The 22,158-nt window shown below is 55.3% G+C and carries 21 protein-coding genes; 8 read left to right on the top strand and 13 right to left on the bottom strand.

The annotated features are described in order from the left end of the window. Positions 1-9: 9 nt before the first annotated feature. On the bottom strand, positions 10-1,410 hold the full coding sequence (locus ABFX35_RS08200) for an MFS transporter (RefSeq protein ID WP_279022863.1): 1,401 nt from the start codon (positions 1,408-1,410) through the stop codon (positions 10-12). 240 nt (positions 1,411-1,650) lie between these two features. On the opposite strand from ABFX35_RS08200, the gene ABFX35_RS08195 reads away from it, so the two are divergent. Then, positions 1,651-2,469, top strand: coding sequence for a helix-turn-helix domain-containing protein (locus ABFX35_RS08195; RefSeq protein ID WP_346080242.1), 819 nt, complete (start codon positions 1,651-1,653; stop codon positions 2,467-2,469). A gap of 18 nt (positions 2,470-2,487) precedes the next feature. Here ABFX35_RS08195 and ABFX35_RS08190 read toward each other — a convergent pair whose 3' ends face one another. The 10 genes from ABFX35_RS08190 to nac form a co-directional block, all read right to left on the bottom strand. Continuing rightward, a complete protein-coding gene (locus ABFX35_RS08190) occupies positions 2,488-3,330 on the bottom strand; it encodes an ABC transporter substrate-binding protein (protein WP_346080240.1) in 843 nt (280 codons plus the stop codon). A 26-nt stretch (positions 3,331-3,356) separates the two neighbouring features. Continuing rightward, a complete protein-coding gene (locus tag ABFX35_RS08185; RefSeq protein WP_121552630.1) occupies positions 3,357-4,094 on the bottom strand; it encodes an amino acid ABC transporter ATP-binding protein in 738 nt (245 codons plus the stop codon). Positions 4,095-4,112: 18 nt separating this feature from the next. Continuing rightward, complete coding sequence (locus tag ABFX35_RS08180) at positions 4,113-4,856, bottom strand: amino acid ABC transporter permease (protein WP_095848678.1); 744 nt, start codon at positions 4,854-4,856, stop codon at positions 4,113-4,115. A 5-nt stretch (positions 4,857-4,861) separates the two neighbouring features. Beyond that, positions 4,862-5,563 (bottom strand): amino acid ABC transporter permease, encoded by a 702-nt coding sequence (locus tag ABFX35_RS08175; RefSeq protein ID WP_095849185.1) that lies wholly within the window; start codon positions 5,561-5,563, stop codon positions 4,862-4,864. A gap of 39 nt (positions 5,564-5,602) precedes the next feature. Beyond that, positions 5,603-6,355, bottom strand: coding sequence for an SDR family oxidoreductase (locus ABFX35_RS08170; RefSeq protein WP_095848679.1), 753 nt, complete (start codon positions 6,353-6,355; stop codon positions 5,603-5,605). Positions 6,356-6,496: 141 nt separating this feature from the next. Beyond that, complete coding sequence (locus ABFX35_RS08165; protein WP_346080238.1) at positions 6,497-7,267, bottom strand: LamB/YcsF family protein; 771 nt, start codon at positions 7,265-7,267, stop codon at positions 6,497-6,499. 10 nt (positions 7,268-7,277) lie between these two features. After that, positions 7,278-7,691, bottom strand: coding sequence for an acetyl-CoA carboxylase biotin carboxyl carrier protein (locus ABFX35_RS08160; protein WP_346080237.1), 414 nt, complete (start codon positions 7,689-7,691; stop codon positions 7,278-7,280). A 23-nt stretch (positions 7,692-7,714) separates the two neighbouring features. Then, positions 7,715-8,683, bottom strand: coding sequence for a 5-oxoprolinase subunit C family protein (locus tag ABFX35_RS08155; RefSeq protein ID WP_346080235.1), 969 nt, complete (start codon positions 8,681-8,683; stop codon positions 7,715-7,717). After that, complete coding sequence (pxpB, locus tag ABFX35_RS08150; RefSeq protein WP_279022862.1) at positions 8,680-9,351, bottom strand: 5-oxoprolinase subunit PxpB; 672 nt, start codon at positions 9,349-9,351, stop codon at positions 8,680-8,682. The genes ABFX35_RS08155 and pxpB overlap by 4 nt, the downstream gene beginning before the upstream one ends. Positions 9,352-9,485: 134 nt before the next feature. Then, positions 9,486-10,406 (bottom strand): nitrogen assimilation transcriptional regulator NAC, encoded by a 921-nt coding sequence (gene nac, locus ABFX35_RS08145; RefSeq protein WP_095848684.1) that lies wholly within the window; start codon positions 10,404-10,406, stop codon positions 9,486-9,488. A gap of 292 nt (positions 10,407-10,698) precedes the next feature. On the opposite strand from nac, the gene ABFX35_RS08140 reads away from it, so the two are divergent. From ABFX35_RS08140 to ABFX35_RS08125, 4 genes are all read left to right on the top strand, one after another. Next, on the top strand, positions 10,699-11,907 hold the full coding sequence (locus ABFX35_RS08140) for an aspartate transaminase (protein ID WP_346080234.1): 1,209 nt from the start codon (positions 10,699-10,701) through the stop codon (positions 11,905-11,907). Between the two features lie 15 nt (positions 11,908-11,922). After that, positions 11,923-13,443: an MFS transporter gene (locus ABFX35_RS08135; RefSeq protein ID WP_346080232.1), complete on the top strand. Its 1,521-nt coding sequence runs from the start codon at positions 11,923-11,925 to the stop codon at positions 13,441-13,443. 220 nt (positions 13,444-13,663) lie between these two features. After that, positions 13,664-14,092: an OsmC family protein gene (locus ABFX35_RS08130; protein ID WP_279022814.1), complete on the top strand. Its 429-nt coding sequence runs from the start codon at positions 13,664-13,666 to the stop codon at positions 14,090-14,092. 435 nt (positions 14,093-14,527) lie between these two features. Beyond that, the gene (locus tag ABFX35_RS08125) at positions 14,528-14,899 is read left to right on the top strand and encodes a DUF6508 domain-containing protein (protein WP_346080229.1); all 372 of its coding nucleotides are present in this window, start codon (positions 14,528-14,530) and stop codon (positions 14,897-14,899) included. Between the two features lie 280 nt (positions 14,900-15,179). On the opposite strand, the gene ABFX35_RS08120 is transcribed toward ABFX35_RS08125, so the two are convergent. Further along, positions 15,180-15,824, bottom strand: coding sequence for a CatA-like O-acetyltransferase, family 1 (locus ABFX35_RS08120; RefSeq protein ID WP_346080227.1), 645 nt, complete (start codon positions 15,822-15,824; stop codon positions 15,180-15,182). A 34-nt stretch (positions 15,825-15,858) separates the two neighbouring features. Beyond that, positions 15,859-16,713 carry a class A beta-lactamase gene (gene bla / locus ABFX35_RS08115; protein ID WP_346080894.1) on the bottom strand — a complete coding sequence of 285 codons (855 nt, stop codon included), beginning with the start codon at positions 16,711-16,713 and terminating at the stop codon, positions 15,859-15,861. Between the two features lie 235 nt (positions 16,714-16,948). Between bla and ABFX35_RS08110 the strand changes: the two genes are divergently transcribed. The 3 genes from ABFX35_RS08110 (at position 16,949) to ABFX35_RS08100 (ending at position 22,148) form a co-directional block, all read left to right on the top strand. Continuing rightward, the gene (locus ABFX35_RS08110; protein ID WP_428832183.1) at positions 16,949-18,238 is read left to right on the top strand and encodes a glycoside hydrolase family 10-like protein; all 1,290 of its coding nucleotides are present in this window, start codon (positions 16,949-16,951) and stop codon (positions 18,236-18,238) included. Between the two features lie 188 nt (positions 18,239-18,426). Next, positions 18,427-20,607: a catalase/peroxidase HPI gene (katG, locus tag ABFX35_RS08105; RefSeq protein ID WP_346080225.1), complete on the top strand. Its 2,181-nt coding sequence runs from the start codon at positions 18,427-18,429 to the stop codon at positions 20,605-20,607. A gap of 404 nt (positions 20,608-21,011) precedes the next feature. Then, positions 21,012-22,148, top strand: coding sequence for an efflux RND transporter periplasmic adaptor subunit (locus ABFX35_RS08100; RefSeq protein ID WP_428832172.1), 1,137 nt, complete (start codon positions 21,012-21,014; stop codon positions 22,146-22,148). The last annotated feature ends 10 nt before the right edge of the window (positions 22,149-22,158 follow it).

Raw genomic sequence — 22,158 nt, 5'->3', positions numbered from 1 at the left:
ATGTTCCCCTTAAGACTGAACATGACGAACACGCAGATCGCTGGCAATCCGCGCCATCAGTGGATTATTGAGTTTGCAGGCGAGTATGGTGAACGCCAACAGCAAGTGAAACAGGGCAGGCAGCAGGGTTTCCATGCTGGTGATGCCATACAGTGACGCCGCCGTCTGGTTGCCCGCACCGGGCTTATAAGCAACGACGATAAATATCAGGCTGATAATTCCGGCACTGGAAGCCCAAGCGAGTTTGATGCAGAACAGGTTGAAAGCGAAGTTCATGCCCGAGGAGCGCACCCCGGTTTTCCACTCACCGTAATCATCGGCAAAGGCCATCAGCGCAAAATGCAGCGGCAAGTTGAAGCCAAGGATAATACCGTTGCCAAGGATCACCGCCAGCCAGAGGGTTTGCCACGCCGGCCCGGTGGGCAGGAACCACATTAATACTGCCAGCGCAGCCAGCACGATATTGGTCCAGTAGTACAACCTGACGGTATCCACGCGTTTTGACAACGGGCTGACACTCACTGAGCCAAGAATCGAGGCAAAAGTCACCATCGTAAAAAATAGCGAGGTGTAAGAGGTACTGCCATCTAGTACGTAGGTGATGAAGTACATGTAGCCTCCACCCCGGATATTGAAGACATTGATCAGCAGGAACGACATCAGCAACATCAGCAGCAACTGGTCATTTTTACGTAATCCTGCCAGGTGTTCGCGCAGGGTAAATCTCCCCATGATGTCGAGTGATACACGCTCCCGCACCCAGAAAAAGCAACACAGAAACATCACCATCGCCAAAGTACAGAGGATCCCCACGCCCCATTGATAGCCTTGGGCTGCATTACCCTTACCCAGGGCCGATACCAGCCACGGCAGACCAACTGACACCAGAAAGCCCGCCACACCACACAAGACAAAACGCCATGACTGGCAGGAAATCACTTCACTATGGTGGCTGGTCATAGTGTTGATCAGCGCGCAGTAAGGCACGTTAATCGCGGTATAGCTGACAGAAAGTAATAGATAGGTGCCAAACGCCCAGACAATCTTCATGTTCATACTGACGTCAGGAACAGTAAAGGTCAGCACGCCGATAATGCTAATCGGCACCGCAATCCACAACTGCCACGGACGAAAACGTCCCCAACGGCTTTGAGTACGGTCGGCAATGATTCCCATAATCGGGTCGGATATCGCATCAAATACACGCAACGCCATAAACAGTGTCCCGACCAGCGCGGGTGTCAGACCAAAAACATCGGTATAGAAAAATGTCAGGAAATTCATGATCAGGCAGGTGATCACCGTGCCACCGGCGTCACCCAGCCCGTAACCGATTTTCTCACGCAGAGGGAGTACATCACTCGCTTCCTGCTGCGCCAGCCCGGTTTGGGTTATAGAGGTAGAAGTCATCGCAAACTCCTCATCAGGGTCAGAGTCTATTGCCCGCATCAGTGTGGGCTTATTTGTAGGTACTGATTTATTCTGCCCGGAATACTTCGCCCAACAAGGGAAGAGAAAAGTATAAAAAGAGGGTAATTCCGACCTTGTTCGTAAAATGTGAACTGGATCGAGCGATAAAAGAATTTATATTTAATAATCAATCACAAGGCGGGTTTTATGATTGCTAATAAAGCGGGAAATTGAATATTTATGCTCGAATTATCCATAGCATTTCCGATCCAGGTACAAAATGGTGGGTTGTTCATTTCACGCGGGGTAGGGAGCCATCCCGCGCGCACGCTGACCTCGTGGGAAATCATTTTTGTTGAGCGTGGACAACTGCAAATCCGCGAAGACGAACGTCTGTTCAGGGTACAGGCGGGAGAGAGTTTGCTACTGAGGCCCGGTCATCGCCATGTGGGGGAATGGGCATTTCCTGCCGATCTCAAATTTTATTGGCTGCACTTTGACTGGTTGCAAGGCCTGGCAGAAACGGGGTTACATCGGGCGCAGTTGAGTATTCCCCAGTACAAGCAAGTGAGTGATCCACAATACGTTATTTCACTGTTTCGCCAGTTTCTCAGCGAGCAGGAAAATATTCACCGCAGCATAGCACTGGAGTGCATTTTGTTGCTGATCCTACAGCAGATTGTCGCCCCTGGCCCACTGGAAAGCACCAACGCAAACCCCGGACTGGCGCTGGCGTGGAGAGCACATAAGATCATTCGCACGCAATTCCATCTCCCTCTATCCACTTCGTCGCTGGCAAAAGAGCTGCATTGCAATGCGGATTATCTCGGGCGTGTCTATCGCCGAACCTTTCGCCTCACACTGACGGAAGCCCTCCACCGCCAGCGCGTACTGGCGGCAGAGAAGCTGCTGATCAACAATTCGCTGTCTTTGACTGAAGTGAGTCTCCAGTGTGGATTCAACGACATCAGCTACTTTCGGCAGATCTTCCGTAAACATACCGGGCTGACGCCCGCAGTCTGGAAACGCCGCTACTGCAGAGAGCATGTTAATTCGTAACGCCACCCATGATCGTTGTTATTCCAACGGCACAAACTTCAGGCTGCTGAGCGGCTGGACCTTCTCTTCGCGCACCATTTTGTAATCGGTGTTCGGGCCGATCCAGTGGTTCCAGATCTGGTCGATCTCGCCTGCGTCATCCATGGCCTTCAGGCTGCTATTTACCTTCGCCAGTAGCGCCGGCTCCCCTTGTTTCAGCCCAATGGCAATGGGCTCCAGCGCCATCGGTTCTTTGATGATCGCCAGATTGACGCCGTCTTTTTGCGCCTGCATCACCAGTTTGGCGGCGGTCATATTGTTGGTAACGAACCCCACCGATTTGTTCTGCTGCAACGCCAGATAGGCAGATGCGGTGTCCTGGAACGTCACCGGCTTGGCATCGGCCAGGCGGATGGACTGTTCCGAGGTGGAGCCTTTGGTGGAGCTGATGCGTTTGCCTTTGAAATCTGCGCGGGTTTTGTCGGCGTTGGCGCTTTTCACCACCAGGACTTCCTTCGCAACGTAGTACGGATCGCTGAACTGAATTTGCGCCGCGCGGGTTTTGGTATACGCCAGGTTAGCGATCAGCACGTCTACCCGGCCGGTGGTAAGCACGGCAATGCGCGCTTCAACGGAAACCGGCATCAGGTTAAGCTTCAGGCCCATCTGCTTTGCCAGAGCATTGCACAGATCCACGTCCATGCCGGCCAATTGGCGGGTTTTAGGATCGGGTGACGAAAAGGGCGGTACGTCGGAGTAAACTCCGCAGTTGAGCACCCCACGGCCTTGAATGTCCGCCAACATATCCGCCCAGGATGGGAGCGCGCCCAGCAGTAACGAGCCGGTCAGCACGGCTAAACTCAATTTATTCAGTTTTTTCATCGTCAGTAGCTCCAGTGGCTAAATCATCAGTGCTGGCGCAGATCGGCCAGAAAACGCTGTGCCCGGGGGTGTTGCGGCCGGGTGAAGAATTGCTCCGGCGGCGCCTGTTCCAGGATCTTGCCGGCGTCCATGAACCAAATGGTATCGGCCACTTCACGGGCAAAATTCATTTCGTGGGTAACGCACATCATGGTCATGCCTTCCTGCGCCAGATCGCGCATGACGTTCAGCACTTCGCCCACCATTTCCGGATCCAGCGCGCTGGTGGGCTCATCAAACAACATCACCGGCGGTTTCATCGCCAGCGCCCGCGCAATGGCGACGCGTTGCTGTTGGCCGCCGGAGAGCTGGGCGGGGTAGGCATCGGCCTTGTGCTCCAGGCCGACGCGCTCCAACAGCGCCATCGCCTGTTTGCGTGCCTCCGCACGGCGCAGCCCCAGCACTTTTACCGGCGACAGCATGATATTTTCCAGCACCGTGATGTGCGGAAACAGGTTGAAGCTTTGGAACACAAACCCGATGCGGGTGCGCAACTGGTTCAGGCGGGTACTGGAACCGTGAATATCGTGGCCGTCAAACAGGATCTGGCCTTTCTCGATCGGCTCTAGGCGATTAACGGTGCGGATCAGCGTGGATTTACCGGAGCCGGAAGGCCCGCAAACCACCACCACTTCACCGCTTTTGATTTCCGCACTGAGATCGGTGAGCGCCTGGTAATCGCCGTACCATTTATTGACCTGGTTAAACATAATCATCGGAATCATAAAGATATTCCTTTTATATTAAGACGTTGAGGACAACAGGGCGGCTTTGGCCGCGCCAGCAGGCGCCGAATTCAGGCGTTTACGGGCAATACGCTGCTCCAGGCGGTTCGCCAGCCAGGTCAGGCTAAAACAAATGATGTAGTAGCTGAGCGCCACGATGGCAAATACCTCGAAGGGCTTGGTCAGCAGCTGGTTGTTGACCTGGTTGGCGGCGAACGTCAGTTCCTGCACGTTGATGACGTAGCCCAGGGTACTGTCCTTGATGATGGAAACCAGCTGGCTGATCAGGCTGGGCAGCATGTTATACAGCGCCTGCGGCAACAGGATCAGGCGAAAAGCCTTGAGATAGCTCATGCCCATGGCACGCGCCGCTTCATACTGGCCGGAAGGCAGCGCCTGGATGCCGGCGCGGACAATTTCAGCGATATAGGCACTTTCATAAACCACCAGGGTGCACAGCATGGTGGCGAAACCATCAATGTTGTGGCCCAGCAGCAGCGGCACGCAGAAATAAGTCCAGAACACCACCATCATCAGCGGGATGCCGCGCAGCACATACACCCAGGCGGTGGCCGGGTAGCGCAACCAGCGGAAAGGGGAAATGCGCGCCATGCCCAGCAACACACCGATCGGAAAGGAAAATAGCATCGCGAGCAGCGACAGCAGCAAGGTGCAGACAATGCCGCCCATTGGGCCGTTCGGGTACTGGCCGATCAGAAACAGCATCCAGTTTTGATGAATAATCGAGAAGAAATCCAGCATGATAGTTACCTCTCCAGAGCGCGTTGATAACGCTGAGCCATAACCGCGCCGATGCCCATCAGCAGCAGGGAACACGCCAGATAGGCGAGCGAAGAGAGCAGGTAAACTTCAAACGTGCGGAACGTGTAGTTTTCAACCTCTCGCGTTGCATAGGTCAGCTCCGCCACGCCAATCACCATCGCCAGGCTGGTGTTTTTAAACAGCAGCACGGTGTGGTTGATCAGCGCTGGCAGCGCGTTGCGAATGCCTTGCGGCAGGATCACCAGTTGCATGGCGCGGATGTGGCCCATGCCCAGCGCCCGCGCCGCTTCAGTCTGGCCATCGGGAATGGCGCGCAGCCCGCTGCGGATATCTTCAGAGAAGTAAGCCGCCTGGCAAAGCCCCAGAGCAATCAGCGAAAAGACAAACTCGGTGTTGTAATCGCTCAACCACATCTGCAAAGACTCCGGCAGCAGGGTGGGAATGGCGAAATACCACATCATCAGTTGGACCAGCGTCGGCACATTGCGGTGATAAGACACGTAAACCGCCACAAAGGCCGTCGCCAGCCGTTTATTCGCCAGGCGCAGCACCACCAACAGCATGGCCAACGCCATCGCCAGCAGCCAGGAGCCCAGTGCCAGCTCCAGCGTCAGCTTGATGCCGGACAACAGCATCTCACCGTACTGCCCTTGCAAGATGGCGTTAAAATCAAACGTGTTTTTCATCACCATTCCCTCTCCATTAACGGTGCCAATGCCCTGTTATCATAGGGTTGCATCATCAGGGCGCATGGTCGAAAGCCCGCCAGGCACCTGCAGAGTCGGCGTCAGTTCAATATGGCCGATATTAACGGCGATAGGGGCGGCGATGCTGAACGCCACCGCATCGGCCACGTCGGAAGCCTGCGGCAGCTCAAAACCATCAATAAACCGCTTGCGCGCTTCTTCCGCGTCGCCCCAAACGTTGCCGAAAATATCGGTTGCGACGCGGCCAGGGCAGATCTCGGTAACGCGTACACGCTTGCCGTAAACGTCGATGCGCAACTGGCGCGAAAGCATGTGCACCGCGGCTTTGGTGGCGTGGTAAATGGTATTGCCGTTGAAGTTGTACACGCCGGCAATGGAAGAGATGTTGATCACATGGCCGCGGTCACGTTTGACCATGCCAGGCACCAACAGGCGGGTTAAATGCAGCACCGCGCGCAGGTTGACGTCAACCTGGCTGTCGATGCCCTCTTCGTCGGAATCAAGCAGCGAGCCGGAACGTGAAACCCCGGCGTTGTTAACCAGAATATCGATTTCCAACCCTTCGCACAGCTGGGCTACGGCCTGGGTATCGGAGATATCCACGGCGTGCGGGATGCAACCCGTGCGTTCTGCCAGGGCCGCCAGCTGTTCCTGGCGCCGGGCCACGGCGTGCACGGTGATCCCTTCCTTACATAGACGTTCGACAATGGCTTCACCCAGGCCGGCGGAAGCGCCGGTGACCAACGCGGTTTTATAATCTGAAAATGGCATAGTAACTCCCCTGAATGATCGGCCATTTGCGCGTAAGGCAAACGGGAAAAAAGCTATAAATGGACTGTAACCAGTAATCTGTGGGTGAGATAAGACAGAAAGCCTGTGTGGCAATAAGGCTGCCTTATGGTTCCCCGTACATCATCGCGAATGCCGTGAAATAGGGACGATCTTCACGCCCATCGCTTCGATATCATGGCGTATTTGCTGCGCCAGTGTCAGCGCGCCCGGCGTGTCGCCATGCAACAGGATGGACGTGACCGGCATCGCCAGCGTTTCGCCCTCGATGCTTTCCACCGTGCCATCGGTCAACAGGCGGGTGACCCGCCGGCTGATGTGCTGCGCATCGTGGATCACCGCGCCGGGCAGGCCGCGCCGCACCAGCATGCCGTGGCGATCGTAAGCGCGATCGGCCAGGAAGGTGGTGGCGACTTTAAAGCCCAGCTCGCGTGCGCCATGTTCAACCGCATTGCCGGCGGTGGTGCTAATGATTAAATTGGCGTCAAACGCCTTGACCGCTTTCAACAATGGCAGGGCGAGCGCGGGATCTTCCGCGGCCATGTTGCCCAACGCACCGTGGAAACTCATGTGGGTCATCGGGTAATCGGCGGCCTGCGCAAAGCCCGCCAGGGCGCCTAACTGATAGGTCACGTAGTTCGCCAGCGTGGGAACATCGATTTGCATGCGGCGGCGGCCAAAACCCAGCAGATCAGGGAAGCCGACGTGTGCGCCCAAATCGACCTGTCGTTCTTTGGCCATCCGCACGCTGTTGGCCATGATGGTGGCATCACCGGCATGGAAACCGCAGGCCACGTTGGCGGAAGAGATTAATCCCATCAGCGCAGTATCGTCGGCGATGGTGTAATCGCCGAAGCCTTCGCCAAGATCGGCGTTCAGATCAATGACGTTCATCGTGTTCTCCTTAATCGTTCTCGGCCAGGGCAACCAGTTCGCTGCCGTATTCCACCACGCTGCCGTTGGCGGCACAGTGTTCCAGCAACGTGCCGCCAACCGGGCTGCGCACCGGCAGCATCAGGTGGCCAATGCTGAGCAGCGCCAGCAACGCGCCGGGTTTGACGGTTTCGCCCGGTGTGGATATCGCTTTGCCGTTCAGCGGATGGGTAAACCAAATAATGCCCGGCCGTTGCGCCGTGATAATTTTGTTTTCAGGCTCGGCTTGCGCCACCGGCTGGAGTTCCGCCTGTGGCTGCGGTTGGGGGCGGCGGGGCGCACAGCGCATGCGCACCCGGTAGTGGCTGCCCGCAATTTCAATGTCTTGCACCCCAGACTGGCTTATTTTGTGCGCAATCTGGCGCAGTTCAGCAATCGCCAACATCACTTCATCTCCAAAATTGGGGGTTAATCCTCATAGCGCCGGTAACAGGCGATTTGCTCAATCACCTTGTGCAGATAAGCCTGCTGTTGGCACTCGGCTTCCCGCGCCTGCTGATAGGTCACCTCGGCAAAACGCACTTTGCTACCGACCGGAATTTGCCCCAGCAGCCACATGTCGGCATCAATCACCGTGCCGAACTTGGGGTAACCGCCGCTCGGCTGCGCGTCGCGCATCTGAATAATCGGCTGCCCGTTGTGCGGCACCTGAATAACGCCGGGGATAATGCCGTGCGAGCGCATCTCCATCGGCGCGTTGGCCACCAGGCGTTCCCCCGCCAGGCGGTAACCATAACGGTTGCTTTGCGGCGTGATTTGCCAGGCCTGGCGCCAAAAAGCCTGGCGCGAGGCTTCGGTAAAAGCGTTGTTTTCCGCCGCCGGCAGCACGCGAATCACCCGTTCGGGCGCATCATTCAGGCCAAACGCCAACAACGGGGGAACAATGCCGAAATCTACCGGGCCATCCTGGCGTGGGGCGGCGGCGCTCAGCCGATCGCCGTTTTGCAGGCCACGCCCCTGGTAACCGCCGAACTCGCCGCGCAGTTGGGTACTGCGTGAACCCAGCACCTGCGGCACATCAATGCCGCCGGGCAAATGCAGATACGCGCGGGTGGTTTTATTCGATGCCGACAAGGTTAAACGCTGGCCTTTACGCGCCTGGGCGCACCACCAGAAAGGCAATGGCTCATCGTCCAGCATCACCTTGCCGTCGTGGCCGGTCACGGCAAACCGGCAATCGGCGAGGAAGCGCACCTGGAATGGGAACAACGGGATTTCTATCGCGGCGGCGTTGAGATCATTGCCCAGCAAGGCATTGCCCAATTGCAGCGCCAGTGGATCCATAGCGCCTGCGGTGCCAACACCGTAGTGCAGGCAACCTGTGCGTCCAAGATCCTGCACGCTGCTGAGCGGAGTGGTTTTGTCAATAACAATCATGCCTGCACCCCCACGGCTTTGAAGGCGATATTGTCGCCCGGTTGCAGGGTGACTGGTGGGCAGGCGTAGGCATCAAAAAAAACGAAATCGGTATGGCCGATGGTATTCCAGCCGCTGGGGCCAGCCGAAGCGGATACCCCGGTTTGCAGCCCGCCGATTGAAACGGCGCCGCCGGGGATGCTCATCAGCGGCGTTTGGCGGCGTGGGGTGGCAATGCTGGGATCCATGTTGCCAAGATAGCAATAGCCTGGATGGCTGCCGAGGGCATATACCGGATAGAGCGGGGCGCAGTGGCGCGCGACGACCTCATGCACGCTCAGGCCGCTGTGTTCGGCGACATCGTGCAAATGTGGGCCATACTCGCCGCCGTATACTACCGGCAGTTCGATGGTTTTTCCCTGCAGTTGCATACGTTCATCGCGTTGCCACTGCTTAAGCAGTTTGCTGAACATCTCTTCAGGGGCTTCCGGCGCCCGGCGCAGCACCAGCATCAAATTGTTCATGCCCGGCACCGTTTCAGCGATCTCCGGCAGTTCCTCGGCAAATTTGGCCAGCGCCCAGATACGTTGCTGGTTTTCCAGGCACAGCGAGCCAGGCGCTTCAAATAACATTGTCCGCGTACCTAATAAACTCAATTGCGGGTTAACCCACTGTTGCGCAAGATCCATCATTACCTCTTATGGCCCCTTAAACGGCGAAAGGGGCTTCTTGTGAGTGGTATTGGCACTGTAGCGTGCCGTTTATCCCAGCCACTAAGAGGGTTTCGTTTTGTGGTAATAAGCGAGACTTATCACACCGCACGTTAGGCCAACGCAAGGGGCCGATTATCCGGCGCACGTTCGGCCATCAACGCCAGCAGGATTTTTTTCACCGCCTGTGCAGGCTGGGAAAGTGGCAGATGGTCGGACGAACAGAATGATAATGGGGCCTGGATCCCTGGGTTAACGATCTTCGCCATCCACGCGCCGGCGGGTGCGAGCAGGGTGCGCGCGGCTGACTCCGGCAGAATCGTGGCGCCATAACCGCTGGCCACGGCCGCCGTCAGCGTGGTGGCCGATTCGATCTCGCACACCACGCGCCCGGTGAGCCCGCGTGCGGCAAAGGCATCATCCACCATCTTGCGCATAAAGTTATAAGACTGCGGCAGGAACAGATCTTTTGCCGCCACCTGTTCAAGATCAACCGTGTTGCCTTGCGGTTTTTTGGCGCTGCTGCTGACCAGGTAAAGGTCTTCTTTCATCAGTGGAACAAACGATAACCCGTGGATCTGGCGGTTGCCGTACAACACCGCCATATCCATCCGCCCGCTCATGATCAGCTCGCTGAGCGTAATGCCGAAGTTTTCGTTGTAATACAACAGAATGCCAGGGTGTTGTTGCTTAACGGCCTTGAACAGCGGCAGTGCCAATTGGCTGGCGGCGGTGCCGGGCGCCAGCCCGACGGAGACGGTGCCGGAGAGCAACTGGGCGGAACCGTCGATGGCGCTTTGCGCCTGTTCGCACTGGCGCAGAATGGCCTGGGCATGGGTATAAAGAATTTTGCCGGCATCGGTGGGCGTTACGCCGCGCTTGGTGCGGATCAGCAGCTGCTGTTTCACTTCGCTCTCAAGCGTCGCCAATTGCTGGCTTAACGCAGGTTGGGCAATATGCAGAATATCAGCAGCCTGAGTCAAACTGCCGATATCGACAATTTTCACAAAGTACTTTAATCGCCTGAGATTCATGGTCTTTACCCTCATAACAAAAGATATCATGAAGGGTTAAGCAATTCTTAAGCCAGCTTTTTCATTTAGCGCCAAAACCAGTATAACCTAATGTAATTTAAAAGTTATTTTAAATGTGGCCGCAAAACTGGCAAGGGTGCAGGCTTCCGTGCTGCACAGTAGCAATGCATTTATGCTATTGCTGGTGCTTATCCATAAGCCAACGCGATTGAACCAGAACGAACTCCTCTTAGCGCCGGTGCGGGCTCTCTATTACCGTATTTTCAATCCACAAAGGCATCAGGAGTTTGTCATGAGTGCAATTCGCATCGCTTCACGCATCACCCGCATTAAGACCTCGCCCAGCAGCACGGCGGCCGATCGTGCCAACGCGCTGCGCCGCGCCGGCAAATCGATCGTTAATCTGGTGACCGGCGAGCCGGACTTTGATACGCCAGAGGTTATTCGCCAGGCCGCCTGCGCGGCGATTGAGCGGGGTGAAACACGCTACACGCAGAATAACGGTACACCGGCGCTGCGCCAGGCGATTGCCGACAAATTCCAACGGGAAAACCGGCTGAGTTTCTCACCCGACAACATTATCGTCACCTGCGGGGCCAAAAGCGCGATTTTCAACGCGCTGACCGCCACGCTGGAGCCGGGCGACAAAGTGTTGATCCCGGCGCCGTACTGGGTTTCTTACCCGGATATGGTACTGGCCTGTGAAGGGGAGCCGGTGATCCTGGCCTGCCAGGAAGAGAGCGGCTTTAAACTGACCGCAGAACAGTTACAGGCGGCCATCACGCCAGAGTGCCGTTGGCTGTTACTCAATTCGCCCAGCAACCCCAGCGGCGCAAGCTATACCGAGAGCGAACTGCGCGCACTGGCCGATGTACTGTTGGAGCATCCGGGGCTGGCGATCATGACGGATGATATTTACGAGCACATTCGTTTTGATGATAGCCAACCTTGCCATCTTCTGGCGGTTGAGCCTGCGCTGGCAGACCGCACCCTGGTGGTGAACGGCGTATCCAAAACCTATGCCATGACCGGCTGGCGCATTGGCTATGCCGCCGGCCCCGCAGGGTTAATCACCGCCATGGGCACGCTGCAATCACAGTCAACCAGTAATGCTTGTTCGGTAAGCCAGGCGGCGGCGTTGGCAGCGCTGGGCAGCGGCACCGATTTTATCGATCGCAGCCGCGAAACCTACCGGTTGCGGCGTGATCGGATGGTGGAAGCCATCAACAACATTCCTGGCCTGGCGTGCAAAAAGCCAGACGGGGCGTTTTACCTGTATGTGAACTGCGCCGGCATCCTTGGGCGCCAGACGCCGCAGGGCAACACGCTGCAGAATGACAATGATGTGGTGCTGTATCTGCTGGAAAGCGAAGGGGTGGCCGTGGTGCCTGGCGCCGCCTATGGCATTTCACCGTTCTTCCGTTTATCGATCGCCACAGATATCGATACCTTGCTTGAAGGTGCCAACCGTATGGCGCGCGCCGTGGCACAGCTGCGCTAAATACGGGGAACGACCATGCCCAAAATAGAAACGCCAGCGCCGTTAGGTTTCCGGCGCGCTTTGCTGGCTATGCTGGGGCTTTCACTGACACTGATGCTCTCGGCGCTTGATCAGACCGTGATCGGCAATACCATGCCTTACATTGTGGCCGATCTCGGTGGTTTTGATCTCTATGCCTGGCTGGCTACCGGCTACCTGCTGACATCCATCGTCACCGTGCCGATCTTTGGCCGCCTGGGCGACTATTTTGGGCGCAAATATTTTGTGATTGCGGCAACGTTGGTGTTTACGCTGGCCTCGCTGCTGTGCGCCCAGGCTAGCAGCATGTTGATGCTGGTGATTTGGCGGGCGCTGCAGGGCATTGGCGGTGGGATGTTGATCGGCACCGCTTTTGCCTGCATTCCCGAACTGTTCCCCGATATGCGCCGCCGGCTACGCTGGCAAATCCTGCTTAGCACCGCCTTTAGCATCGTCAACGCGTTGGGGCCGACGGTCGGCGGGATCCTGACTGAACATTACGGCTGGCGCGCCGTGTTCTACCTGAACGTGCCGTGTGGCGTGGTGGCGTTAGTCATCGCCTGGCGTTATTTGCCCTATTTTAAGCCGGTGCAACAGCACGATATTCATCTGGACTGGCTGGGTGGGCTGCTGGTGATTACGCTGCTTGGCTGTCTGCAGTTAGGGGTGACGGGATTATCTTCACAGATGAATGTCGTTGGCGTTATCGCGCTGATGCTGGCCGCGCTGGCTTCGCTTTTGGCGCTGCTTGGCCAGCAAAAACGCGCCGTATCCCCTCTGTTACCGCCATCTTTGTTCGTTGCCGGCACGCTGCGGCAACTGTTCATTCTCTCCACGCTGGCGGGCGCGGTGATGTTTATTCTGCTGTATTTCGCGCCTTTGTTGTTCCAGGCCGGCTATGGCTACTCGGCACAACAGGCCGCGTTGCTGTTAACCCCGATGGGCGTGAGCATTACCGTTGGCGCAATCATCAACGGGCGGATCGTCACCCGGCTGCGCAACCCAGCGTTGCTGCCGGTATCCGGTTTCCTGTTGCTTGGCGTTGCCTGCCTGGGGCTGGCGCTAAGCGGGGCGCAGGGCAGTTTTCACCAGTTGTTGCTGCTGATGCTGATGGCCGGCGTAGGGCTGGGCTTTATTTTGCTAAATCTGACCATTTTCACCCAAACGCTGGCACCACGCGAACATTTGGGCATTGCCACGGCATTACTACAATCTTTCCGCCTGGTGGGCGGGCTGCTCGGCACCGCGGCAACCAGCCTGTTGTTGATGACGCTGTATCATTGGTTGTTACAACGTAACGAGTTAAAAGAAGCCTGGCAGCATTGGGCCGATCCCGGCAAGCTGCTTAGCCTGGGCAACAACCCGATCACCGCAGACGTGATCCTGGCGCGCCATACCTTGATCAACGCCATTGATGCCGGCCTGTTGGTTTGCAGCATTATCACGCTGATTGCCGCGGGAATGACGTTCCGTTTATCCCATATTGCATTAGTGCCGCAGCAGGCAGCTCGCGCCTAACTGGCCCAATGCGGCCTTTCATCAGCCCCGGCATAGCGTTGGGGCCGATTATCATCTCAACATTCCCCTCAATATATGAATTGATAAAAATCAATTAGTTAACTATACCTACTTGGCTTTTTTGTCGGATGTGAACTAGGGTTTAAGGTGAGGTGACAATGTTGAATGTCACGATGGTGGTGCCTGCCAGGCGCCAATCTGAACGGATAAAGGAGACGGCATGACGATTCACAAGAAAGGCCAGGCACATTGGGAAGGCGATATTAAGCGTGGGAAAGGCACTATTTCGACTGAAAGCGGCGCGCTGAAACAGCAGCCGTACGGTTTTAACACCCGCTTCGAGGGCAAACCGGGCACCAACCCGGAGGAACTGATCGGCGCTGCGCACGCAGGCTGCTTTTCCATGGCGTTATCGCTGATGCTTGGCGAAGAAGGTTACACGCCCGAATCGATTGATACCACGGCCAATGTCTCTCTGGATAAAGTCGACGGCGGTTTTGCCATCACCAAAATTGAGCTTACCAGCACGGTGAAACTGCCGGGGATTGATGAATCCACCTTCGATAAAATCATCAACAAAGCCAAAGCCGGCTGCCCGGTATCGCAACTACTCAAAGCGGAAATCACGCTGCAATATACGCTGAACTAACGCGTTACACACACGGCCAGCAACAGCGAGGTTGTTGCTGGTTAAGCCTGGAAAGGGGTGTAATTGCACCCATCATGAGTGACAATGACTTTATTATGTTAAATACAACCTCAGTCTTATTGAAATTCCCTATTTTGGTAACCGTAGTGGTATGCGTTCGATTTTGCCGCCTGCTTTTCGGCGATTCCATCGGTGCGTTTTGAAGAAATCTGCAGGGACTTAGCTGGTCGCTTTTTACAGATTTCGCGTAGCGCGATCGGAATAAAGGGCAGCACCTGGCTCTGTTTTCGGGGTTTTTTGCCCGGTACTTCTACAATTGAGCGTCACGCTGGTTTTTGCCCAGGTGTGAACTGTGACGGGGTGATTGGCATATCCCCGTCGTCGGCGTCGCGTTATTATTATGCCTTATGCTGAAAGCGGAAATGACCGAATGCCATGAAATCCACCTATGCAGAGATAACCAAATTCATCCCCGAACTGGAAAAGCTAGAAAGCGCTGGAGAATGGGTGACATCGCGGCCGGATAACCCGGGCGTTCAGCACATGCCGCATGTTAGCTATGAACCGCTTATTTATGCGTTTATTCACGCCATGACTCCATTTATAGATTACGGCTATAACGACACGCTGCGCACCCAGTCGCCTGGTAATAGTGAGCTGGCAGGGAAAAGCGAGCAATGGCTGCTTGCCTATATTACTTCCGCCATTCGTGCCGACAGGTTTTGCGAAGGCAGCCTGAAAAAATTTGTTGAATCCGGTGAACTGTTAAAATGCCTGCGACGACTGGAAGAGCTGACGCAAAAATAAAGCTTTTGCCGTTTTTGTTATCCCGTTCTAATAAACGGGTTTGGGGCATAGTACTGAAGAAATGGTGTTTGATTCACGGCTATCAGGTGCAGATTTACCAAAGCCACAATATGACTACCAAATGCCGGATTTCGCCTATCCTCATCATGGTGCGCATAATGTATATTATGTTAAATGATGCATCTGACAACCATCATCATGTTACGCGTGCCGCGTGCTTCTAGTTTTGAGCATTGATCCTACCCTTCTTCATCTACCGGCGACTATCAACATAAGAACCTCACAGAGTCGATGGACACCACAGTGAGTCTGGGTTCGTAAATATTTCTTCGATATGTGCAAAAAAACGACTGGCATGAAGACCATCGACGAAAGCATGATTAAACTTGCATGCTACTGGAATCATACCGCTTTTCAGTTTGCCCCATGTCAGAGTTGGTACTGCAGCACCAAGATGAAATTCAGCGTGAGTGATCGAGCTAAAATGTAGCCAAGGAAGACAACTTGCACAGAAAAAATTCTCTTCCTGAACTATCATCGGGCTTGGTTTTGTAGTTTTTACCATTTCGATTTTCCGCGTGACGTCCGCCGTAAAGCCCGAAAAAGTTGAAGTGTTTTCACACCAAATTTGACGAAAACTTTCATGAACAGTCATTATTGGTGTCATAACATTGATTTCCGAATACTCAATAATATCATCGCCAAGGGTTCGTTGCTTTAGTTGTGGAGTTAAATTAGCAGCACGAAGAATGCCATAAAGAGAAAGCTGGAAAAACGATTCATTCTTATCTTTTGCGCACTCATACAACCGTTGAGCTTCGACCTGGACGCAGAGGTTGAAACAAGGATTTGAAAATTTGCTATAAAATTCATGGTGTTTACTTCGGCTCCAGTTTTCTCTATCGATTACTTTATACGTAGACATAATATTACTCTCCTTGCAATTCAACCGTTCAAATTCACCAATGTTTAATCAGCAATTCCCCTATCTCTGCGATCTGCTTATTTCTCTCATCCATAGTTGCCTGCGTCCCTGTTAAGTAGATCACTACGATACGCGAAGGTTTGCCATCAGGCCCCAGTGCCGCGACGATACCGCGCGAACCACGCTCACCTGCACCCGTTTTATCGGCAATAAACCAGCCAGCCGGAAGTACCGAGCGCAAAAGTGGACCGGCGACTTTATCCGCCGCCATCCAGTCCATTAATTGCTTTTGTGAGGTTGCTGTCAGAGTCTTGCCGGTTAACAGCTGGCGCAGCGTCTGCGCCATATTTTCAGGGGTTGTCGTATCGCGTTCATCGCCCGGCAAGGCTTCGTTCAATTCCGGTTCCCGGCGATCAAGACGCGTAACCTGGTCGCCCGTTTTGCGCAAAAACGCGGTTAACTCCTGCGGCCCGCCAATCGTAGAGAGCAGTAAATTGGCCGCAGTGTTATCGCTCATAGTTATGGCGGCACGGCATAATTCGGCCACGGTCATACCGCTGGAAAGATGTTGTTCAGCTACGGGTGAATACTCGACCAGATCACGTTGATGGTACCGTATGCGACGATCGAGTTGCTCATGCCCGGAGTCAACGCGTGATAATACCGCGCCGCATAGCAGCACTTTAAATGTACTCATCATTGGAAAATGTTCTTGCGGGCGATAGCTTTCCAGCAGCTTACCGCTGGCAAGATCCAGTTCCGCATAGCCCACTCGCGCATTAAGCAGGCCTTCAGCTTCTTTTACTTTATCGAGTGTCGCCTGGTGTGCAAAAGCGGGTAGGCAAAATGTAACGAGTAAAGGAATAAAGGACAGACGAAAAAGGTGCATATGAATACTCTTCCTTGGGTTTTCTTTCATGACTTTATCAAAGCATACTAACAAATTAGATCGCTAATCTGATTTAGTTTTTCATTCAATGCAGCTTCCCTTCCCCAACCCCACATGCGGTAACTTATTGACTTTATCCCAGATAATAAGAGAATGTTTTTTCGCGAATGACTAGCAGAAAGCATCGGAGTTTATCATCGCCCGTTCCCCCCGTTTTTCCCGTTTAACGGCCGTTATCACGCCAGGCGCACTGGTCGCCACGGCGCTACTTTTGCTTGCGGGGTGTTCCTCCAAACCGCCAGCATCCCTTGTCACCCCGCCGCCGCCGGCCAAGCCGTCGCAGCCACAGCAGCCGCAAAGCCAACAGCCAGTGCGCGGTATCTGGCTGACCACCGTTTCCCGCCTCGACTGGCCGCCGGTGGCATCCGTTAACGCCAGCAGCAGCGCCGTTCGCATCAGCCAGCAGCAGCAAGCGCTGATCAACAAGCTGGATAAACTGAAAAGCGTCGGCATCAATACCGTGTTCTTCCAGGTCAAACCCGATGCCACCGCGCTCTGGCCCTCTAAAATTTTGCCGTGGTCAGATATGCTAACCGGCAATATCGGCCAGGATCCAGGTTACGATCCGCTGCAGTTTATGCTGGATGAAGCACACAAACGTGGCATGAAAGTTCATGCCTGGTTTAATCCCTATCGCGTATCGGTCAATACCAAACCGAAAACCGTTGCCGAACTGAACCGTACTTTGGCACAAAATCCGGCCAGCGTATTTGTTCTGCATCGCGACTGGGTGCGCACGGCGGGTGAACGCTTTGTGCTTGATCCCGGCATTCCAGAGGTGCGCGATTGGATCACCAGTATCGTGGCCGAGGTGGTTGCCCATTATCCCATTGATGGCGTGCAGTTTGATGACTATTTCTATGCCGAATCACCGGGTTCTGCCCTCAATGATAGCCAAACCTTCAAGAAATATGGCCAAGGCTTCAGCTCAAAAGCCGACTGGCGGCGGCACAACACACAACAGCTGATTGAACAGGTTTCGCATACCATCAAGCAGTTGAAGCCCAACGTGGAATTCGGCGTCAGCCCTGCTGGCGTATGGCGCAACCGTTCGCACGATCCGGCAGGCTCCGATACGCGCGGCGCAGCCGCCTATGATGAATCTTATGCCGATACCCGGCGCTGGGTGCAACAGGGGCTGTTGGATTACGTTGCTCCGCAGCTGTATTGGCCGTTCTCACGCAGCGCGGCGCGTTATGATGTGCTGGCAAACTGGTGGGCGGATGTGGTGAAAACCACCAATACTAGCCTTTATATTGGTATCGCCCTGTACAAAGTGGGTGAGCCTTCAAAGAATGAGCCGGACTGGGCAATCAATGGCGGTGTGCCGGAGCTGAAAAAACAGCTCGATCTGAACGAATCCATGCCACAAATTAAAGGCACGATTTTATTCAGAGAAAATTATCTTAACCAGCCGCAGACCCAGGAAGCCGTCAGCTACCTTAGAAGCCGCTGGGGCAGCTAACCGTAAATCGTTATCCTACAACGGGAATGCATGCTGAATTCGCAGCGGTGCATTCCTGCAATACCGTCCCTGAACTTCCCGCCAATTAAAAAGGTAACAACTATCGAATCCGTAGGTTGATTCAAGTTTCTCTTATCATAAACAACAGATACTGTAGTGGCATTCATAGGAAGCACACGGAGCCCGCAATGAGCAATCCAACCGAAACGCAAACAGACGCATCTGTTGCAAAATGCCCCTTCCACCAAAGCGCCTCTCAACAGAGCGCTGGCAGCGGCACCACCAACCGCGACTGGTGGCCGAACCAGTTACGCGTAGACCTGCTTAACCAACACTCCAACCGTTCCAATCCTTTAGGCGAAAATTTCAATTATCGTGAAGAATTTAGCAAGCTCGATTACTTCGCACTGAAAGGCGATATCAAAACCCTGCTGACCGATTCACAAGACTGGTGGCCGGCCGACTGGGGCAGCTATATCGGCCTGTTTATCCGTATGGCCTGGCACAGCGCCGGCACCTACCGCACTGTCGATGGCCGCGGTGGTTCTGGCCGTGGCCAGCAACGCTTCGCCCCGCTCAACTCATGGCCAGATAACGTCAGCCTGGATAAAGCCCGCCGCCTGCTGTGGCCAATCAAACAGAAATACGGCCAGAAAATATCCTGGGCGGATCTGTTCATTCTGGCCGGCAACGTTGCGCTGGAAAACTCCGGTTTCCGCACTTTCGGCTTTGCCGCCGGGCGGGAAGACGTATGGGAACCCGATCTGGACGTCGACTGGGGCGGCGAAAAAACCTGGCTGGCGCACCGCCACCCAGAAAGCCTGGCCAACCGCCCGATGGGCGCCACCGAAATGGGGCTGATCTATGTTAACCCGGAAGGCCCTAACGCCAGTGGCGATCCGGCCTCGGCCGCACCGGCGATTCGCGCGACCTTCGGCAACATGGGCATGAACGATGAAGAAATCGTCGCGCTGATCGCCGGCGGCCACACGCTGGGGAAAACCCACGGCGCGGCCACCGACGAGCACGTTGGTCCTGAACCGGAAGCGGCACCGCTGGAAGCGCAAGGCCTGGGTTGGGCTAACAGCTACGGCAGCGGCGCCGGCGCCGATGCGATCACGTCTGGCCTGGAAGTGGTCTGGTCACAAACGCCCACCCAGTGGAGCAACTATTTCTTCGAAAACCTGTTCAAATATCAGTGGGTGCAAACGCGCAGCCCGGCCGGTGCAATCCAGTACGAGGCTGCCGATGCGCCGGAAATCATCCCCGATCCGTTCAACCCGGGGAAAAAGCGCAAACCGACGATGCTGGTTACCGATCTGACGCTGCGTTTTGATCCTGAATTCGAACGGATTTCACGCCGCTTCCTCAACGACCCTCAGTCGTTCAATGAAGCCTTTGCCCGCGCCTGGTTCAAGTTGACCCACCGCGATATGGGGCCGAAAGCACGCTACCTGGGCCCGGAAGTGCCGAAAGAAGATCTGCTGTGGCAGGATCCGCTGCCAACGCCGGTGCACAACCCAACGCCAGCCGATATCGCCGGCCTGAAAACGTCCATCGCCGAATCGGGGCTGTCCGTCAGCGAACTGGTTTCCGTCGCCTGGGCTTCGGCTTCGACCTTCCGCGGCGGCGACAAGCGCGGCGGAGCGAATGGCGCGCGTTTGGCGCTGGCGCCGCAGAAACAATGGGAAGTCAACGCTATCGCCACCAGTGCATTGCCGAAGCTGCAAGCAATCCAGCAGGCATCCGGCAAAGCGTCGCTGGCCGACGTTATCGTGCTGGCTGGCGTGGTGGGTATTGAGCAGGCGGCCGCAGCGGCCGGCGTTCAGGTGCATGTGCCCTTCTCCCCTGGCCGGGTCGATGCACGCCAGGATCAGACCGATGTTGAATCGTTCGCGCTGCTGGAACCGCTCGCCGATGGTTTCCGTAACTACCGGCGCGTTCAGGACGGATCGTCAACTGAAACGCTGCTGATTGATAAGGCGCAGCAGCTGACGCTGACCGCACCGGAACTGACCGCTCTGATCGGTGGCCTGCGTGTGCTCGGTACCAACTTCGATGGCAGCCAACATGGCGTATTTACCGACCGCGTGGGCGTGCTCAGCAATGATTTCTTTAGCCATCTGCTGGACATGCGCACCGAATGGAAGCCTGTAGATAGCACTGCGGAACTGTTCGAAGGGCGCGATCGTAAAAGCGGCGAGATAAAATACACTGCTACCCGGGCAGACCTGGTCTTTGGCTCCAACGCCGTATTGCGCGCCCTGGCGGAAGTTTACGCCAGTGACGACGGCAAGCAGAAGTTTATCAATGACTTCGTTGCAGCCTGGAGCAAAGTCATGGATCTGGACCGTTTCGACCTTAACTAATAGCCACCCCGGTGGGCGCGCCATGCGCTCACCGGGATTAGGTGCTGACGCTCAATGGAACAGGGATTTTGCAGGTGAGCTTGCGCGCCATTCAGCCGAACGGTTTTATCTGCCTGTCACTTTGGTATTTCATCCTCAGATAATCTGCTGCCTGCATGTGATACCCAAACTGCCCCACACGGGGCTACTGAAAAACCGCACGATTATGGCGGGTACTGTGAGTAACCCGCTATCGCGTATCATCGCCCTGCCAAGCAAGTTAACTCCGTCACACTTCCTTTGAAAAGATATGTAACATTAGCCAACGCATTACTTACGCCCTTCTTATAACAAAGAAATTCCCGTTCCCGCATAATTTTTGAGAATACCAATTCTCATTAATTGTATCGGGAAAAATTAATGCTATGCGCCACACTTTATCGGTAATTTGTATCAGTCTCATGCTCACCGCCTGCGATCGCTCGGCAACGAGCGCCAGCCAGAATGCTTCTGTGCCACAGATTGATGTCGTCACATTACATGCCCAACCCATCACCATCACCAGCCAACTGCCCGGCCGCACCGTGGCCGTACGTAGCGCGGAAGTTCGGCCACAGGTCAACGGTGTGATCCAAAAGCGGCTGTTCACGGAAGGGTCAGAAGTTAAAGAAGGCCAACAGCTTTACCAGATCGATCCTGCCACCTATCAGGCCGCCTACAATAAAGCCCTGGCGACCCTGACCAACGCCCAAGCGGTGGTTAAGCGCTACAAACCGCTGGCCGCTGCCCATGCGGTGAGTGAACAAACCTACGACGATGCCGTATCAACCGCCGCGCAGGCCAAGGCGGATGTGGAATCGGCACGCATCAATCTGGAATACACCAAGGTGCGCGCACCGATAAGCGGGCGCATTGGCCGTTCGCAGTTTACCGAAGGGGCACTGGTTACCAGCGGCCAGACCAGCAATCTCACCAGTATTTCTCAACTGGATCCCATTTATGTGGATATCACCGAATCCTCGCAAAACATGCTGCGTCTGCGCAGAGCACTGGCGCAAGGCCAGTTGAGCGCGCTTAACAATCATGAAGCCGCCGTGCAGCTCACGTTGGAAGACGGCAGCAGCTATCCACATGAAGGCCGGCTGGAATTCGCTGAAGTAACGGTCGATCAGGGCACAGGCTCGGTCACCATGCGCGCAACCTTCCCTAACCCGGATCGTGAGCTGTTGCCGGGGATGTTCGTCCATGCGCTGCTAAAACAAGGGGTGCAGAACCAAGGCCTCCTGGTGCCGCAGGAGGCCGTCAGCCACGACACCAAAGGCCATCCTTACGTGTACGTCGTCAAAGCCGATAACACCATCGAGCAACGCAGCGTCACCACCGGCGAAATGCACGATGGCCAATGGCAAATTATCAGCGGCCTAAACGCTGGGGAAAAAGTGGCGGTTTCCGGGCTGCTTAAAGTGCGCGCCGGCGTAAAAGTCACGCCGAACGAGCGCAGCGCGAATACGGCAGCCGCACCGACAGTGTCACTGTCCATGACCGATCCATCGGCACAATAGGGAGCCTGTC

The sequence above is a fragment of the Gibbsiella dentisursi genome (assembly GCF_039539505.1).
GTDB lineage: Bacteria > Pseudomonadota > Gammaproteobacteria > Enterobacterales > Enterobacteriaceae > Gibbsiella > Gibbsiella quercinecans.
Note: the sequence above shows the minus strand (reverse complement) of the source record. Positions and strands in the feature narration are given on the sequence as shown.

Coding starts and splice junctions, on each gene's coding strand:
- ABFX35_RS08140 (WP_346080234.1), top strand. CDS start 10,699: ATGAGTGCAATTCGCATCGCTTCACGCATCACCCGCATTAAGACCTCG.
- ABFX35_RS08100 (WP_428832172.1), top strand. CDS start 21,012: ATGCGCCACACTTTATCGGTAATTTGTATCAGTCTCATGCTCACCGCC.
- ABFX35_RS08135 (WP_346080232.1), top strand. CDS start 11,923: ATGCCCAAAATAGAAACGCCAGCGCCGTTAGGTTTCCGGCGCGCTTTG.
- ABFX35_RS08165 (WP_346080238.1), bottom strand. CDS start 7,267: ATGAACGTCATTGATCTGAACGCCGATCTTGGCGAAGGCTTCGGCGAT.
- nac (WP_095848684.1), bottom strand. CDS start 10,406: ATGAATCTCAGGCGATTAAAGTACTTTGTGAAAATTGTCGATATCGGC.
- katG (WP_346080225.1), top strand. CDS start 18,427: ATGAGCAATCCAACCGAAACGCAAACAGACGCATCTGTTGCAAAATGC.
- pxpB (WP_279022862.1), bottom strand. CDS start 9,351: ATGGATCTTGCGCAACAGTGGGTTAACCCGCAATTGAGTTTATTAGGT.
- ABFX35_RS08180 (WP_095848678.1), bottom strand. CDS start 4,856: ATGCTGGATTTCTTCTCGATTATTCATCAAAACTGGATGCTGTTTCTG.
- ABFX35_RS08170 (WP_095848679.1), bottom strand. CDS start 6,355: ATGCCATTTTCAGATTATAAAACCGCGTTGGTCACCGGCGCTTCCGCC.
- ABFX35_RS08120 (WP_346080227.1), bottom strand. CDS start 15,824: ATGTCTACGTATAAAGTAATCGATAGAGAAAACTGGAGCCGAAGTAAA.
- ABFX35_RS08125 (WP_346080229.1), top strand. CDS start 14,528: ATGAAATCCACCTATGCAGAGATAACCAAATTCATCCCCGAACTGGAA.
- ABFX35_RS08130 (WP_279022814.1), top strand. CDS start 13,664: ATGACGATTCACAAGAAAGGCCAGGCACATTGGGAAGGCGATATTAAG.
- bla (WP_346080894.1), bottom strand. CDS start 16,713: ATGCACCTTTTTCGTCTGTCCTTTATTCCTTTACTCGTTACATTTTGC.
- ABFX35_RS08200 (WP_279022863.1), bottom strand. CDS start 1,410: ATGACTTCTACCTCTATAACCCAAACCGGGCTGGCGCAGCAGGAAGCG.
- ABFX35_RS08195 (WP_346080242.1), top strand. CDS start 1,651: ATGCTCGAATTATCCATAGCATTTCCGATCCAGGTACAAAATGGTGGG.
- ABFX35_RS08190 (WP_346080240.1), bottom strand. CDS start 3,330: ATGAAAAAACTGAATAAATTGAGTTTAGCCGTGCTGACCGGCTCGTTA.
- ABFX35_RS08175 (WP_095849185.1), bottom strand. CDS start 5,563: ATGAAAAACACGTTTGATTTTAACGCCATCTTGCAAGGGCAGTACGGT.
- ABFX35_RS08160 (WP_346080237.1), bottom strand. CDS start 7,691: ATGTTGGCGATTGCTGAACTGCGCCAGATTGCGCACAAAATAAGCCAG.
- ABFX35_RS08155 (WP_346080235.1), bottom strand. CDS start 8,683: ATGATTGTTATTGACAAAACCACTCCGCTCAGCAGCGTGCAGGATCTT.
- ABFX35_RS08185 (WP_121552630.1), bottom strand. CDS start 4,094: ATGATTCCGATGATTATGTTTAACCAGGTCAATAAATGGTACGGCGAT.